The following is a 15,753-nucleotide window of genomic DNA, read 5'->3' as shown; positions in this document are numbered from 1 at the left end:
TTTAGGATTAATATTAGAAAAAGGAGGGGGTTTTCGCCCGTGGGGTTGTCCCTGACAGGTATTGAAGGACTCTTTTTTGACGAATGATCCGGGATTATTTCGAATTCTATTGTAATCGATTACATTCATTTGAAACAAGGAGGAACACAATGAAGCTTAAGAAAAAGATAAACAAGTTATTAAGCGTCGCGCTCAGTGCTGCGCTGGTCACATCCCTATTTGCTCAAATGGCGTCCCCTACCGCGGCTGCACCAGGAGAGCCGGTAAAGGTATGGCTGACGACGGGGGACAAGAGTAATCTTTTAACTCCGCAAAATGATATCGCTTTCCAGCCGGATCATACGCCGACAGAATATACGATTAATGTGGACGAAGATGTGAAATACCAGGAAATTGACGGCTTTGGAGCCTCAATGACCGATTCATCGGCCTGGCTGCTGTTTGAGCAGCTCGATGCAGCTCAAAGAGAAGAAGCCATGCGCAAGCTGTTCGATCCGGCGCAAGGGGCGGGATTCAGTTATATCCGGATTCCGATGGGCGCGAGCGATTTTGCATTAGATAAGTATACTTATAACGACTTACCCGGGGGAGTGACGACAGATGTTAATCTGGACTATTTCTCCATTGAGCATGACATGGACTATATCCTTCCGATTTTGAAGCAGGCGCTGGAGATTAATCCTGATCTGAAATTCATGGGCTCGCCTTGGTCCGCGCCGGCCTGGATGAAGACATCGGGCTCTCTGATGAAAGGGAAGCTCAAGCAAGAATATTATGACGTGTACGCCCAATACTTTGTGAAGTTTATTGAGGCTTACAAGCAAGCAGGCATAGAGATTGATGCCGTAACGCTGCAAAATGAGCCGCAATACGAGCCGGATAACTATTCGGGCATGAAAATGGATCCGGAAGACCAGGCTGCTTTCGTCAAAGTGCTGGGTCCAGCCTTGGAAGCGGCCAAGCTATCCACGAAAATCATTATCTGGGACCATAACTGGGACAATCCCGATTATCCGATTGAAGTGTTGAGCGATAACGAGGTGTATAGCTACATCGCCGGTTCTGCCTTCCACGGCTATGCCGGCAATGTGGAGAGCCAGTCGATCGTTCATGACCGGTTCCCGGACAAGGGCATCTATTTCACGGAAAGCTCGGGCGGTGAATTCGCGCCGAATTTCGGCGATAACCTCGCCTGGGATGTGCAGAATCTGATCATCGGGGCAACTCGCAACTGGGCGAAAACCTCGCTAAAATGGAATTTTGCGCTTGATGAGGATAATGGTCCATATGTCGGCGGCTGCGAGGATTGCCGCGGTATCGTGACGGTGGATAGACAATCGAAGAATGTGACCTACAACGAGGAGTATTATTCCTTTGGACATGCCAGCAAGTTCGTGCAGCCGGGAGCCGTTCGCATCAAGACGAACACGTTCGGAAGCGGCGGCATCGAGAATGTGGCGTTCCTAAATCCTGATGGCACCAAAGCCCTGATCGTGCTGAATTCCTCCAGGGCGGAACGGGAATTCAAGGTTCGCTCGGGGAACGAAAGCTTCGTCTATACCCTTCCTGCCGGTGCGGTAGCTACGTTTACCTGGGAAGGTACGCCAGGCAGCAATGGGCCCGATATGGTAACTCCGTACAGCCGGGTGGAGGCTGAGGATTACGATGCCTTGAGCAGTTCGTATGGAGTCTCCGAAGCTGTCGTAACCGATGCTGGCGGAGGCAAAAGTGTAAGCTTGTCCGGACAAGGTTATCTAGCTTATTCGAATGTGGAGTTCGTCGACGGTACGGCCAGTGTTCAACTTCGGGTAGCGGCAGAGGGCGAGTCTCGTATCGAGCTCAGACTGGATAGCCCGAATGGCCAATTGATCGGCAGTGCGGATCTATCATCGACGGGCGGGCTGCAGAACTGGACGACGCAATCGGCCTCCATCGAAGGTGCGAACGGAGTTCACACGCTCTACCTTGTTATGGATGGATCTGTGCGCCTGAACTGGTTCCAATTCTCTAAGACCTCCTACCTGGATACGATGAATTACATCGGTCTGAACGGCGGGTTCGAGCTAGGCGATCTGTCCGGCTGGAGCAGCTGGAACACGAAGGGAACCGCGCACAAGGTGGAAGCTGGGGGAGGGAGAAGCGGAGAGTATAAGCTGAACCACTGGTTCTCCGAAGGGTATGAGCAATATACTTACCGAACCGTCAAGGTGCCTAACGGAACCTACAAGGCATCGGTCTGGGTGAATAAAGCGGATAATATCAATTCCAAGCTGGAAGTGAAGAACTACGGCGGTCCGAATCTGGCTGCGGACATGGGAGACATGTACTTAGACTGGACGCAGTTTACGATTGAGAACATCCGTGTGACGAACGGCCAGCTTGAAATCGGGGTAAAATCAAGCTCGGCGAGGTCTGAATGGGCCAATTACGATGATTTCGAGCTGTACCGGGTTACGACTAAGGCTCCGGCAAAGCCAACCGGCATAAATCCGCCGCCTGAACCGGAGACAGTGACAGCCGGCGTATACGAGGGCCAGGATATTCAGCTGGACTGGACACCTGTACAAGAGGCAACGGGGTATAAGGTTTATCGTTCGCTGACAGATCTGTCCCAGGCTACAGTTACCGATGACGTCTATGTGGATTTTGCCGAGGTGGGGATTGTCTCTGCAGGTACAACCACATTTACCGACACGGGGCTTCTAGGAAGCACAACCTATCATTATGCGGTATCCGCCTTCAATGAAGACGGTGAGTCGGCGGTAACGCGCAGTGTGAGCGCAACGACCGAGACTGGACAGGACCGGGTGCCTCCGGCAGCGCCGCAAGGACTGCGGGCAGAAGCGGGCATTGAACAGGTTACGCTCTATTGGGAGCCGAATCTGGAGCGTGATTTTGCCAAATATAACATTTATCGAAACGGCTCGCTGATCGGCTCCATCAATACGATAACGCAGACACAATACACGGTACGGGGATTGATTCCGGGAGAGAATTATATCTTTGCCGTATCCGCAGTAGATAAGAATGGCAACGAATCACCGTATAGTGAAGCTGTCGCGGCTTCCCCAACAGCTTCGGGCACCAAGCTGGAATTCGACAATATGGACTTCGAAAAGGGAAGCCTTGAAGGCTGGTCAGAGTGGCATCCGGAAGCACAGCCGGTTGCGAATTTCGTTGACGATGACAACCCGCGCGGAAGCTACAAGCTGACCCACTGGTCAGGCGATGATTATGTGCAATCCACGTACCGGACCCTTGAGCTGCCGAACGGCACCTATAAGGTTCAGGTATGGGCCAGAACCGGTGGCGGTCAGAACAAGTTCCAGCTGGAAGTGAAAAATTATGGCGGATCTGAGCTGACCAAGGATATGAAGTCGGCCGGCGGCGGTACCTGGAGCTCGTTCGCGATCGATCAAATCAAAGTGACGAACGGGCAAATGGAGCTTGCGGTATTCTCCGACGCCAAAGCTGGAAACTGGGCTGCTATCGATGATTTTGAAATATATACCTATGCGCCAAATGCGCCTGCCGGATTGACGGGTAGAGGCGGAGACGGTAAGGCCTACTTGGAATGGACTGCCAATACGGAGTATGATCTTGAGTCCTATTATATATATCAAGACGGAGTAAAGATTAACACGATTCCGGCCTCCGCAGGCAACAAGCCTGGTAAGGAAATAACCGGGTTAACCAACGGTGTTGCCTACAGCTTTGCCGTCAGCGCAGTCGATAAAGATCAGAATGAGTCGCTGAAGTCAGCCGCCATATCGATCACTCCGTCGGCGCCATCCCCGGGCGGAAGCCAGGGGCCTGCTTCGCCGTCGGGAAATGCGGCGACCACCCCGTCGGTGCCGTCTGCCCAGGATCCTGATCTGCAAGTAAAGGACGGAACTGTAAATGTCTCTCTGGAAAAGGGCAAGCAGCAGTTGCTTCTTCCGGCCAATGCCTCCGCTTTGGACGGAAAGAACAGGCTAACCATTCAAAAAGAGCAATTAGCACTGAGCATCTCAGCCAAGGTGATTGAAGCATTGAAGGGATTGCTGCCTACACAAGATCTGGCGCAAGCGCAGCTCTCTTTCGAGCTCGGATCGCCTGAGGCTGAACAAACGAAGAAGCTGATCGACCAAGCACGGAGCAGTACGAAGGCGAACCTCGCTATAACTGGTGAAATGATTGCGCTACGCCTGTCGGCAATAGCTCAGGATGGTACGGAATACAAACTGTCTGAATTGCCGGAACCGATTGTTGTAGAATGGCAGGGGATTGCTGCGCCTTCGGCTGGACTCCTCGGAGCTTATTATGTATCAGAGGACGGGCAGCTGACTTATGCGGGAGGAGCATTAAACAACGGCATCTTCTCCGTACAGGTTGATCGACTAGGCCGGAATATTGTATTGCTTAGCTTCGACAAGTCTTATGGGGATGTCGGCACATCACATTGGGCTTACGCAGCCATTCAGAGCCTGTCTGCACAACTGCTGGTGAACGGTGTTGCTGAGGCGCAATTTGCACCGCAAGCGCAGATTACCCGCGCAGAGTTCGCGGCATTGATCGCAAGGGCGCTTGACTTGAAGCCTGCGGGATCAGCGTCCTTCAACGATGTTGACAGCACGAAGTGGTACGCGGAGGCTATTAGGGCCGCTCACGCTGCCGGCATCATCTCCGGCCGTTCCAGTGACAGCTTCGCTCCGAACGCTGCCATATCCCGGCAGGAAATGGTGAAGATGCTCGTTCAGGCCTATGAATCCAGAAATGGGCCAGCCGCAGAAGGCAACGGTGCGGTCTCGTTTGCCGATCGGGATCAGATCAGTCCGTGGGCCGAGAAATCGGTTGCAGCGGCAGCTGAACTGGGATTGATCCAGGGCAAGGGCAGCGGAGCATTCGATCCGCAAGGAGCGGCAAGCCGCGCAGAGAGCGTAGTAGTCATTTCGAGACTGCTGGAGCAATTGAAGTAATCGAATTTCGAAAGGATGAAGAAGGTAGTTGCGTTTCCTTCGAATCGCGGCTATATTAAAACTATAAACATAAGGGCAATGCCTGACTTGTTCATCTGAAATCATCCATTGGATGTTGGATCGACGAGCACAACCCCGAATTCAAAGGGGGTGTGCTCGTCTTTTTGTTTTGTTCATCCAATACTGATTTCTATTTTTGAGGAGGAGATTAATTTGATTAAAGAAGCGATTTTTCACCGTCCCAAGAACAACTTTGCTTACGCCTACGACGCAAACACACTGCATATCCGCCTTCAGGCGAAAAAGAATGACCTGACCAGGGTCGAACTGATTCATGGCGATCCTTACCGCTGGGCAGAAGGGCGGATGCTTTCCGACAAGCTGCCAATGGTCAAAGCGGCAGCTGATGAGCTGTATGATTATTGGTTCATTGCCATTGAGCCTGAAAATAAGCGTTTCGTCTATCAGTTTGAGGTGAGTGATGACCGGGAAACCTGGGTGTTCGGAGAGATGGGATTTACGGCGGACATCGAGCAGAACCGGTTCTTCCGCTTCCCGTATCTAAACGCGGTTGACGTATTTGATGCGCCGGCATGGGTAAAGGATACTGTATGGTATCAGATTTTCCCGGAGCGGTTCGCAAATGGCAATCCGGCGCGCAAGACCAACACGAATGCAGTATGGGGAGATGTGCCGGGGCCGGACAGCTTTTTCGGAGGGGATTTCGAAGGAATTCTGGAGCATCTGGATTATTTAAGCGATCTGGGAATTACGGGTATTTATATGACCCCTATTTTCGAAGCACCGACCAACCATAAATACGACACGATTGATTATATGAAGCTGGACCCGCAATTTGGGGATGAGGAGACATTCCGCAAGCTGGTCAAGGCCTGCCATGACCGGGGAATCCGCGTTATGCTGGACGCGGTGTTCAATCATGCCGGATACGGTTTCGGACCGTTCCAGGATGTGCTAAAGCACGGGGCCGCGTCGCGCTATGCGGATTGGTTCCACATGCTGAGCTATGGCAATGGGGAAGAGGCGCCTCGATATGAGACCTTTGCGTTTACGCCTTATATGCCCAAGCTGAATACAAGCCATCCGGAAGTTAAGCAGTACCTGCTCGACGTAGCCAAGCATTGGATCGAGGAATTTGATATCGACGGCTGGAGACTGGACGTGGCTAATGAGGTGGACCACCGTTTCTGGCGTGAATTCCGCAATGCGGTTCGCGGTGTCAAGGACGATGTCTATATGGTAGCCGAAATCTGGAACGATGCTATGCCTTGGCTGCAAGGGGATCAATTCGATTCGGTCATGAACTATCCTTTCGGCGAGGCGGTCATTGATTTTATCGCGAAGGACAAAATTGAGGCCACACGTTTCGCCAGCCTGGTAACCAGCCACTTGCAGATCTATCCTGAAAATGTGAGCAGAGTGCTGTTCAATTTGCTCGGCAGTCATGATACACCGCGTATCCTCACGGTATGCGGGGAAGACCTGAATAAGCTGAAGCTGGCATTCCTGCTGCTCTACACATATCCGGGAAGCCCGTGCATCTATTACGGGGATGAGATTGGCCTGACAGGAGACGGGGATGATTTTGCTTATTATCGGGCATGCATGGAATGGGAGCCTGAAAAACAGAACCAGGAGCTGCTCGCCTTTGTTAAGCGCCTGATTGCGATCCGCAAGGCTTCGCCTGCATTGACGGATAACGCCCGTATGGAATTTCTGAAGACTGACGATGCTAAAGGTTTGGTCATCTATCGCCGCCGCTCGGGGAATGAGGAGATTCTCGTCGCTCTGAATAAGGGGGATCAGCCGGTCGAATTTGAGCTGCCAGCTTCATGGAGCGGGAAATCGGTAGTCGACTTGTGGACAGGACAACAGGCGGAACAAGATAAGGGGCCTCAATCCACAAGCTTTAAGCTGGACGGGAAGCAATTCCGGATTCTGGGGCTGGGGATAAAGTAATTCCTTGCAGATTTGTACACATTATTAACAATGTCATTGTGGATAGCCGCTTAATAAGTGGATAACTCAGGATAATATCTGCATAACTTTGTGGATAACAAAACAGGATAACAAGGCAACATGACAAATCCCGTTTTTAGTCGTAGAATCATTCATAAGAATAGGTAAGGGATTTATTACTGCAGGGGGCTGGGCCATGTCTTCAATTAGAGTAACGGTATGGAACGAGTTTCAGCATGAAAAAAATAACGAGCGTGTCAGAGCCATCTATCCGGAAGGAATCCACGCGACAATCGCAACGTTCCTGAATGCAGAGGAAGGAATATCGGCGCGGACGGCCGTGCTTGACGAGCCCGAGCATGGACTGACAGAAGCGTTGCTTCAAGAGACGGATGTTCTGATTTGGTGGGGACATGTCGCTCATGGGGATGTAGCAGATGAGATAGTGGAGAGAGTCCGGCAGCGTGTTCTGGAGGGAATGGGTCTGATTGTGCTTCACTCGGGACATGCCTCAAAGATCTTCCGCGCTCTGATGGGAACCAATACGGGCTCGCTGAAGTGGCGGGATGACGGCGAGAAGGAACGGGTTTGGGTCATTGAATCGGCCCATCCGATTGCCGCCGGACTCGGAGAATACTTCGAGATTCCGAAGGAAGAGATGTATGGAGAGCGCTTTGAAATCCCGGCTCCAGATGAGCTGGTGTTCATCTCCTGGTTCGAGGGAGGCGAAGTGTTCCGAAGCGGATGCTGCTATAAGCGGGGACTGGGAAAAGTATTCTATTTCAGACCCGGACATGAGACCTTTCCGGTCTATCATCAAGCCGAGGTGCAGCGTGTGATCATTAATGGTGTTCGCTGGGCGGTCAAGGGCGAAGGAGCCAAGGTATCCTACGGGCGGGTTGCTCCTTTGGAATCAGTCCGTTAATGACAATTTTAAGGGGAGCGCATAATGGTTGCGCTCTCTTTTTCTGTCATAAAGAGACTCTTGAAATGAATAATTTTATCTGTTAAAATACAGAACGAACGTTCAGTATAGATCGTCTGATCGTGGGATTGGAGTGGTGAAGTGTGAATAAGAAGCAGTTGCAAAGCGAACAGACGAGGAAGCGAATTGTGGATGCCGCCCGTACGTTGTTTGCTCAAAAGGGCTATAAAGCCACTTCTATCGAAGACATTGTTGCCGCAACCGGAACGAGTAAAGGCAACCTCTATTATCATTTCAAAAGCAAAGAGGGCTTATTTCTCTTTCTGCTTGATGAGTGGGATCGGGAATGGGAGGAGAAATGGGAGGCGAGGGAGTCCCAGTTCAAGACCAGCTCGGAGAAGCTTTTTGGACTTGCGGAGGTCCTGGTGCATGATGATTTGAATCATCCTCTTACCAAGGCGGCGGATGAATTCTTCAATGAAGAGAAGACCAGCGAGATTGAAGAACGTATTACCGGAATGGTGGAGAGACACCTGGAATGGAACCGCCGGTTGATCCAGGAAGGAATTGACCGCGGGGAGTATCGTGCGGAGCAGGCGGATGAATATGCCGTTGTCCTTGAAAGTCTGTTATTCGGTCTGAGTCACATGTCGCGCAACCGTAAGCCTGAAGCGGTGCTTGAATTATATCATCAGGCAATGAAAGTTTTTTTATACGGAATTTCTGCGGTAACCACCTCCCATACACCGGGCTGATTGGTTTACAGAATCGAGGAGGATTTTTTATGTCATTATTATTAAGAAACAGGGGCACGATGCTCCTGCTGATGTTGAATATATTCTTGGTATTCACGGGAATTGGTCTGGTTGTTCCGATTATGCCAACGTATATGAATGAGCTTCACATTACGGGGAGTACGGTTGGTCTGTTGGTTGCGGCCTTTTCCCTGACTCAATTACTGTTCTCTCCCTATGCCGGCAGATTGTCTGACTCTCTGGGGCGTAAAAAAATCATTGTTGCCGGTATGATCGTGTTCGCGCTCTCGGAATGGATATTCGGGATTGCCGTTTCGCCGGTATTGCTCTTCCTGGCAAGAATGCTGGGAGGCGTGGGGGCCGCTTTGATTATGCCTGCCGTTATGGCATATGCTGCAGATGTAACCACCAATGAGGAACGGGCCAAGGGCATGGGGCTGATCAACGCAGCGATTACGACAGGCTTCATTATTGGACCGGGAATCGGGGGCTATCTGGCGGAATTCGGTATTCGCGTGCCGTTCTTTGCAGCTGCGGTTGCCGGGGCTGTCGCGGCGGTCATTACTATGTTTATTTTGCCGGAATCCCGTACAGCAGAACAACGGGCATCTGCCGGAGCGGATCTGGCCGAGAAGCAGAGCCTGCTGACTCAACTGCTGAACTCGGGCAAGGAGCGCTACTTCTTCAACCTGATTATTGTCTTTGTGCTGGCATTTGGATTAGCCAACTATGAGACGGTATTCGGATTGTTCGTGGATCATAAGTTTGGATTTACGCCGACAGATATTGCCTTCATTATTACCTTCGGGTCAATTGCGGGCGCAGTAGTGCAGTTGACGATATTCGGATGGATCCTGAATCGGTTTGGCGAAAGACGGGTGATTGCGATCTGTCTGCTCATTGCCGGCTTGTTCGTTACACTAACCTTGTTCGTATCCAGCTACTGGCTGATCGTTACCGTTACCTTTATTGTATTTCTCTCGATCGATATTCTTCGTCCAGCGGTGGGTACCCAATTATCCAAAATGGCTGGCGAGCAGCAAGGGTACGTCGCAGGCCTCAACTCGGCTTATACGAGCCTGGGAAATATTGCGGGGCCGATCGTTGCGGGGGCCTTGTTTGACCTTGATGTCAATTACCCCTACGTGGCGGCAGCCATTGTATTGATCCTTTGCTTCGTGCTCTCGCTAAGAGCCAAATCGTTGCAGGGAATGCAAGCGCCATTGGATGTGCCGAAGAAAGTGGAGCAAGCTAATCTGTAAATTAAAGAGGCTCTCTCCGGAAACCGAACGGTTGCCGAGAAGAGCCTCTTGTTGTTTTGTGAGGGTTATTGTCTAAAAGGAATCATTGATCAGCTTGGAGGCAAGGAGAAGATTTCTTACAGCCGTTGCCGCTTCCGCGAAGGAAAGAGTTCCTTTCGGAGCAAGGGTGGTGAATGTACGGCCGTTGAAAATGTCGGCACTGACCGTTTTTTTCACAGACTCATATGCCCAGCCCGCTACCTGGTCTGCATCTTTAAACGCAGACATCTGCGTACCGTTACCCTCTTGCAGCTGGATGACATCCATCGCCCGGGCATACATCGTCATTGCTTCTTCCCTGCTAATGTTCCCGTCCGGACGGAAGGCTCCATCCGGGTATCCGGTAATAATCCCGTATGCGGTTGCAATTGTAGCTGCATCAGCTAGGTCTCCCGCTTCCGTTACATCGCTGTAGAGGCGGGTATTTGCTACATCTGTGCGGAATAAGCCCAGCGCCTTAGTAATATATTCGGCGAATTCTCCCCTTGTAATTGCAACGTCCGGGGTAAAGGTTTCCGGATTTTTAATGACCAGGCGGGACGCCATATCATTAACTGCAGTTTTGGACCAATGATTTTCGACTGATTTAACTTCTAGCGGATTCCAAATGACCGCATAGGCGGAATTGGTCATGGAATTAAGCTTGGCATAGTATAGAATATTTTGTTTAAATACTTCGGTTGGAATATGGGAAAAGGTGCCGTCTTTGTTGAACACAATTCCCGTCGTAATTTTGTTAGGGTCGATTGAGGAGGGAATCTCCATGACTCTTTGAACATATTGTGCAAATGTGTTCAGAGATATCTCCTTCACCTCTCCCGAGTCCAACGTTACTGTTGCAACAATATCGAATTCGGTTGGAATAGAAAGAAGCTGCTGCCCATTTCTGCTTGCCTGGCCTTGCATCTGTTCAATAACCGATGCATCGGCCTTGTTTATTTTCAAATCAATAGTGTAGCTCTTGATGTTGCCGGCATTCACGCCAAGCCCACGCATTACTGCGGTGGCGGAAATTTCTCCAGCCGGAATGATATACTTCACGTTTCCTGCATTCACGGAGAGATCGAATTGATGATTTGCCATATTATCTATAATATCTCCGTTTAAAATCACGCTTAATTGGTCAGGATTCTCTGACGACACGAGCACCTCAACGATGTGATCGCCGATAACGCCGGTTTCCTTCTCTTTGCTCAAAACCTCTTCAATCTTTGCAGCGATTGCACTGGAATTCAGCAGGACTTCGACAGATTTCACTCCGTTTCGTACTGTTGAAGTTTCCTTCCCTGCCTCTTTTCTTTCCCCGTTCACGAGGACGATAGTTCCGTTATTCTGGCCCTGGGAACCAGTTGAATTTCCCGGATTCCGCGGAGTTGTAGTTGAACCTGAGCCGGAGTTCGAGCCGGAATCCGTATTTCCCGGATCCGTATTGGATGAAGACTTCAACACAATCGTGTAAGTAAATACAGTCACTCCATCTTCAGCCGTGACGATCAGAGTATCGCCTGTTTTGACAGGATCGGAAAGTCCATCAGTATTCCATGTTTGATGTTCTTCACCTTTGGTCAAGGCAAGCAGCAGTTGTTCCTTCGTTGTGCCAGCGGGGACTTCGGTAATTTTACCTGCACTCGGGCCGGTCGTGCTTACTTGATAGGTATCGGATGTAACGGTGGCAATGTTGCTTGGACTCGTTGCGGTTTTCAGACTCAAGGTATAAGTTACGACGCTTACTCCATCTTGAGCGGTAACGATAAGAGTGTCTCCAGCTTCAATAGGATCGGACAGATTGTCCGTGTTCCAGGTCTGGTGCACTTCATCCTTGCTTAAGGCAGCCAGCAAAGCTTCTTTTGAAGTGCCTGCGGGAATGTCTGTAATGGTCTCTTGGCTTGTACCGTTCTTACTAACGGTATAAGTATCCGAGGTTACTGTGGCAACATCACTAAGGACCGGAGTCTCTTCAGCGATTCCGCCAGTCGTTGCCTTGCTTGGCTTCAAAGTGGAGAGAAATAGGCCTGTGTCGTAAAAAGTGTCAGAGGTGTCTGCGATGACAATTTTAATCGTGTGTTCTGTTCGCGCACTGTCCAGTAGTGCGGTTATCTTCTTTGGCGCGGAAATACCGTCATATTCGATGTTAAGTCCATTGTTAGGCAACATTTCAGCTTCACTTACCACTTTAAGCGGAACATCACCAGCGAACTTTGCGTAATTGATTCCATCGACGATGACGGCCGCTCCATCAACGACGTCGTTCAAATATTCCGGGTACTCATCAGAGCCGAACATGAATGCCATTTGAATGGCCGGGTAACCTTCGGGGACGGTGAACGAAAACTCTAAAGAAAATGCATCCTGTGAATCGGACACTCCTGCAAAGGCTTCTACATCGGCATCACTGCCTGAGTTATTACTTACGCCATAGTTACCACTAGTATTAGATTCCGGCGGCGTTCCGCTTCCGGTAGTGACAAGAATTCCAGCTGGCAAGGAATAAGAGACCCCATCCATGGAACCTAAGTCAAGACTTGAAAAGGTGGAGGCTGCCGACAAGCTTCCTTTATAAATGGGAGCCCCTTTGATCGTAATCCCGGTGTCAGGTGCAATTAATGAATTGACGAGTTCCGCAGCCGACGTTGCTGCCTTAAAAGTTCCAGCTGCATGAACGGTTAGAGTCCAAGGGACAGGGATGGCTGAGAAAAGAAGAATTGAGGAGGATAAAAGTGCGGCAAGTATTTTTGACTTTGTTCTTTTAGTCATAGGTGGGCTCCTTTAACAATTCATGTGTATATATAAAGATCAGTATGATGAATACTGATCGAAATTTCAGAGCAAGTAATTCGACAAAATTGGAATAAAAAAGAAGGGTTAATAGGACGTTAGTAGTACTTGTGTTAATATATATCGTCATTTTATGTCGAAACATTAGATTGCACAATAAAAAATGTGACTTATTTATCATTCATTAAACAGAAAATGATCATTTTAAAAAAGAGAAAGAGTAGAGGGAAGTAAAAATAGTAGAAGTAAGTACTGTGAGGTTAACATGTAAATTAGAATGCGGCGGAAATTTCCTTCTTAACTTTGTTGATATTGCTGGCTGGGAACACAGGATTCCTATAGTATAATTGTGTGACCCTGTGTAGAGAGGTGTGAAGCGATGTTAGGCACTGAACTTAGCCTGATGGATTATTTTACGGAACAGCAACTGGAAGCCTTTCTTGAAGCCTTCAGATCCTTGGGCCCGCTCCCGGGGATTCTGTTAACTTTTATGAAGTCCTTTATTCCTCCGCTGCCGACACTGGTGATTGTTGGCGCGAATGCCGCGATCTATGGAATGTGGGCCGGATTTTTGTATTCGTGGATCGGCCTGGTGTCAGGCTGCCTAATCACGTTTTTGTTCTTCCGCTGGGCGGCGGGGACGCCATACATGCAACGATGGGCTACTAAGCCTAAGGTTCGGAAGCTGATGAACTGGGCGCAAAAGAACGGATTTAATTTCGTATTTCTTCTTAGCATGCTGCCTGTTGGGCCGTTCGTGCTGGTGAATATGGCGGCCGGGCTAACCCGAATGCAGATCACGTCCTTTGCTGTGGCAGTTGCGCTTGGCAAGGCCGTTATGGTTTTTTGCGTTTCGTATATCGGAACGAATTTGACCGATTTTATGGAGCAGCCGCTGAAGCTGGCGGGGGTTGCCCTCTTTATCGGCGCCTCCATCTGGATGAATCGGAGACTGCAGGCTTATTTTACAGCATCATCTGTACCTCTTGCCCCCGATACCGAGATCTAATCTTTACTTATTGTATAGCTCCACTATTGCTTTGGCTTCAGCCTGCATCGCTTCGGCGAGCTCTTGCGGGCTGATTACCCTAGCCTCTCTGCCGCATCCAAGCAGTAGTTCCCTGGCTGATTCCAGCGTGTCGAACTGGATCTCCGCGGTGACCCAACCTTCCTTGTGCTCTTGTAATGATGATGTTCGAATCACTTTGACATAGCGGTTCCTGCTCAAGCGGGTCAACCGTTGTTTGGTGATGCATATGCAGGCGGGAAAGGCGGGAAGACTGGCCTTAAATTCTGCAGTGGATCGTTCCCAGTATTGGGCCAATGAAAAGTTCTCCGGCCGCTCAAAGCCCTCTTCTAATCGTTGCGCATCGAGCATGCGGGAAATACGGAAGCTGCGCATGGTATCGTCACCGGCGGCTTTTTCCTGTCCATCCATTGCAACGAGATACCACACATTTCCCTTGGCGACCAAGCCGATCGGCTGGACAATTCGTTCATTCACGCTTCCATCCGTCTTTCTATACCTCATTTCGAGCTTGTGCTGTGTCCAAATTGCCTCTTGAAGCAGGCTTAAATAGGGGAAATGCTCCTCTTGCGTGTGCCAGGGAGCTCCATCAATATGGATTCGCTCCTGCAGGGTATCTATATATTGCTTTAAAGAAGCGGGAGAAGAAGCCACAATTTTCTGATAAGCCGCTTCCTGATGTGTCTTTAGGATGCCAAGATCATGCAGCAGCTTGCTCTGACTGTTGACCAGTAAGGCAAGGAGCTCTTCTTTGCCCAGGCCGGTTAATGTTGTCCGGTATGACTCGGTGAGCCTCCAGCCGCCCAGAGGTCCACGCTCGGCATAGATGGGAATGCCCGCAGCGCTTAAGGCATCCATATCCCGGGTGATCGTTCTTTCCGACACCTCCAGCTTGGCTGCCAGTGCGCGGGTGGTCACTTTTCCGCCATTTTGGAGAAGCAACATAATACTTAGCAGACGGTCAGCACGCATGTCTTTATCCCCTTTCGATCATCTTTCTCGTATTTTATCATTCTTTATAAGACATAGGATGTCATATATGCAGGATAAACTGAGGATCATGAACGATAATTACATTTACTGAGGAGGAATTGGAATTGGATCAACCGTTAAAAGGAAAAGTGGCTGTTGTTGCAGGAGCAACCCGTGGGGCAGGAAGGGCCATCGCTATCGAGCTTGGCGCAGCCGGAGCCGCCGTATACTGCACTGGACGGAGCATTCGAGGAAATGCTTCGGATTTAAATCGGAGAGAGACGATTGAGGATACGGCCGAAATGGTCACGGCGCGGGGAGGTACAGGGATTGCCGTTCGAACAGATCATACTTTGGAAACGGAAGTAGAGGCGCTGTTTGAGCGTGTGAATCAGGAGCAAGACGGCAGGTTGGACATACTGGTGAACGATATTTGGGGCGGTGAACATCTGACCCATTGGGATACTCCGTTCTGGGAACAACCGCTGCAGGACGGGCTGCTTATGCAGGAGAGGGCTGTCCATGCCCATCTGATTACCAGCTATTATGCCGCTCCGCTCATGATTAGAAGGCGTGAAGGTCTGCTGATTGAAATCACGGATGGATCGACCTACAACTACAGAGGAAATCTATATTATAGTCTGGCTAAAATATCTTCGATCCACCTTGCAAAGGCCATGGCAGAGGAATTAGGGCCTCATGGAGTAACGGCGCTTGCCGTCACGCCGGGTTTTCTCCGTTCAGAGCAGATGCTCGACCACTTCGGAGTTACGGAGAACAACTGGCAGGAGGCTGCAAAGCAGGAGCCGCACTTTATTGCCTCCGAGACCCCTTTTCTCGTCGGCCGTGCTGTGGCGGCACTTGCCGCAGATCCTTTGGTGCGGGAAAAGGCAGGAAGAGCGCTGACCAGCTGGGATTTATCGGAGGAATATGGATTTATCGATGCAGACGGTCAACGTCCTCATTGGGGCAACTACGCCAAACGGCTTGGTCTGCCCCTCAACTAAACCTAAAGAGAGGGTGTCCCGAAAGCAGTCGCAGATGCTGAGGGGCACCCTCT

9 protein-coding genes are annotated in these 15,753 nt (G+C 50.2%); 7 read left to right on the top strand and 2 right to left on the bottom strand.

Going from position 1 to position 15,753, the window contains the following annotated elements:
* The first annotated feature begins 149 nt into the window (after window positions 1-149).
* From KQJ23_RS07515 to KQJ23_RS07495, 5 genes are all read left to right on the top strand, one after another.
* A complete protein-coding gene (locus KQJ23_RS07515) occupies window positions 150-4,958 on the top strand; it encodes an S-layer homology domain-containing protein (RefSeq protein ID WP_216478240.1) in 4,809 nt (1,602 codons plus the stop codon).
* 213 nt (window positions 4,959-5,171) lie between these two features.
* A complete protein-coding gene (locus tag KQJ23_RS07510; RefSeq protein WP_249529582.1) occupies window positions 5,172-6,938 on the top strand; it encodes an alpha-glycosidase in 1,767 nt (588 codons plus the stop codon).
* Window positions 6,939-7,134: 196 nt separating this feature from the next.
* On the top strand, window positions 7,135-7,863 hold the full coding sequence (locus tag KQJ23_RS07505; RefSeq protein WP_216478239.1) for a ThuA domain-containing protein: 729 nt from the start codon (window positions 7,135-7,137) through the stop codon (window positions 7,861-7,863).
* 143 nt (window positions 7,864-8,006) lie between these two features.
* On the top strand, window positions 8,007-8,618 hold the full coding sequence (locus KQJ23_RS07500) for a TetR/AcrR family transcriptional regulator (RefSeq protein WP_216478238.1): 612 nt from the start codon (window positions 8,007-8,009) through the stop codon (window positions 8,616-8,618).
* 29 nt (window positions 8,619-8,647) lie between these two features.
* On the top strand, window positions 8,648-9,880 hold the full coding sequence (locus KQJ23_RS07495; RefSeq protein ID WP_216478237.1) for an MFS transporter: 1,233 nt from the start codon (window positions 8,648-8,650) through the stop codon (window positions 9,878-9,880).
* Window positions 9,881-9,952: 72 nt separating this feature from the next.
* On the opposite strand, the gene KQJ23_RS07490 is transcribed toward KQJ23_RS07495, so the two are convergent.
* Window positions 9,953-12,673, bottom strand: coding sequence for an S-layer homology domain-containing protein (locus tag KQJ23_RS07490; RefSeq protein WP_216478236.1), 2,721 nt, complete (start codon window positions 12,671-12,673; stop codon window positions 9,953-9,955).
* A gap of 400 nt (window positions 12,674-13,073) precedes the next feature.
* Between KQJ23_RS07490 and KQJ23_RS07485 the strand changes: the two genes are divergently transcribed.
* Window positions 13,074-13,703, top strand: coding sequence for a TVP38/TMEM64 family protein (locus tag KQJ23_RS07485; RefSeq protein ID WP_216478235.1), 630 nt, complete (start codon window positions 13,074-13,076; stop codon window positions 13,701-13,703).
* Between the two features lie 3 nt (window positions 13,704-13,706).
* Here the strand turns inward: KQJ23_RS07485 and KQJ23_RS07480 are convergent, their stop codons facing one another.
* Window positions 13,707-14,693 carry a helix-turn-helix transcriptional regulator gene (locus KQJ23_RS07480; protein WP_216478234.1) on the bottom strand — a complete coding sequence of 329 codons (987 nt, stop codon included), beginning with the start codon at window positions 14,691-14,693 and terminating at the stop codon, window positions 13,707-13,709.
* A 125-nt stretch (window positions 14,694-14,818) separates the two neighbouring features.
* Here KQJ23_RS07480 and KQJ23_RS07475 point away from each other — a divergent pair, with 125 nt between their 5' ends.
* Entirely contained in the window at window positions 14,819-15,700 is an 882-nt protein-coding gene (locus KQJ23_RS07475) for an SDR family oxidoreductase (protein ID WP_216478233.1), read from the top strand.
* Window positions 15,701-15,753: the final 53 nt, after the last annotated feature.

Source organism: Paenibacillus brevis (assembly GCF_018919145.1).
GTDB classification, from domain to species: domain Bacteria; phylum Bacillota; class Bacilli; order Paenibacillales; family Paenibacillaceae; genus Fontibacillus; species Fontibacillus brevis.
This window is presented reverse-complemented; position numbering and strand designations above follow the sequence as displayed.

Excerpts from the sequence above, each read along its gene's own strand:
- KQJ23_RS07515 (WP_216478240.1), top strand. The coding sequence starts at position 150 with ATGAAGCTTAAGAAAAAGATAAACAAGTTATTAAGCGTCGCGCTCAGT.
- KQJ23_RS07505 (WP_216478239.1), top strand. The coding sequence starts at position 7,135 with ATGTCTTCAATTAGAGTAACGGTATGGAACGAGTTTCAGCATGAAAAA.
- KQJ23_RS07495 (WP_216478237.1), top strand. The coding sequence starts at position 8,648 with ATGTCATTATTATTAAGAAACAGGGGCACGATGCTCCTGCTGATGTTG.
- KQJ23_RS07490 (WP_216478236.1), bottom strand. The coding sequence starts at position 12,673 with ATGACTAAAAGAACAAAGTCAAAAATACTTGCCGCACTTTTATCCTCC.
- KQJ23_RS07485 (WP_216478235.1), top strand. The coding sequence starts at position 13,074 with ATGTTAGGCACTGAACTTAGCCTGATGGATTATTTTACGGAACAGCAA.
- KQJ23_RS07480 (WP_216478234.1), bottom strand. The coding sequence starts at position 14,693 with ATGCGTGCTGACCGTCTGCTAAGTATTATGTTGCTTCTCCAAAATGGC.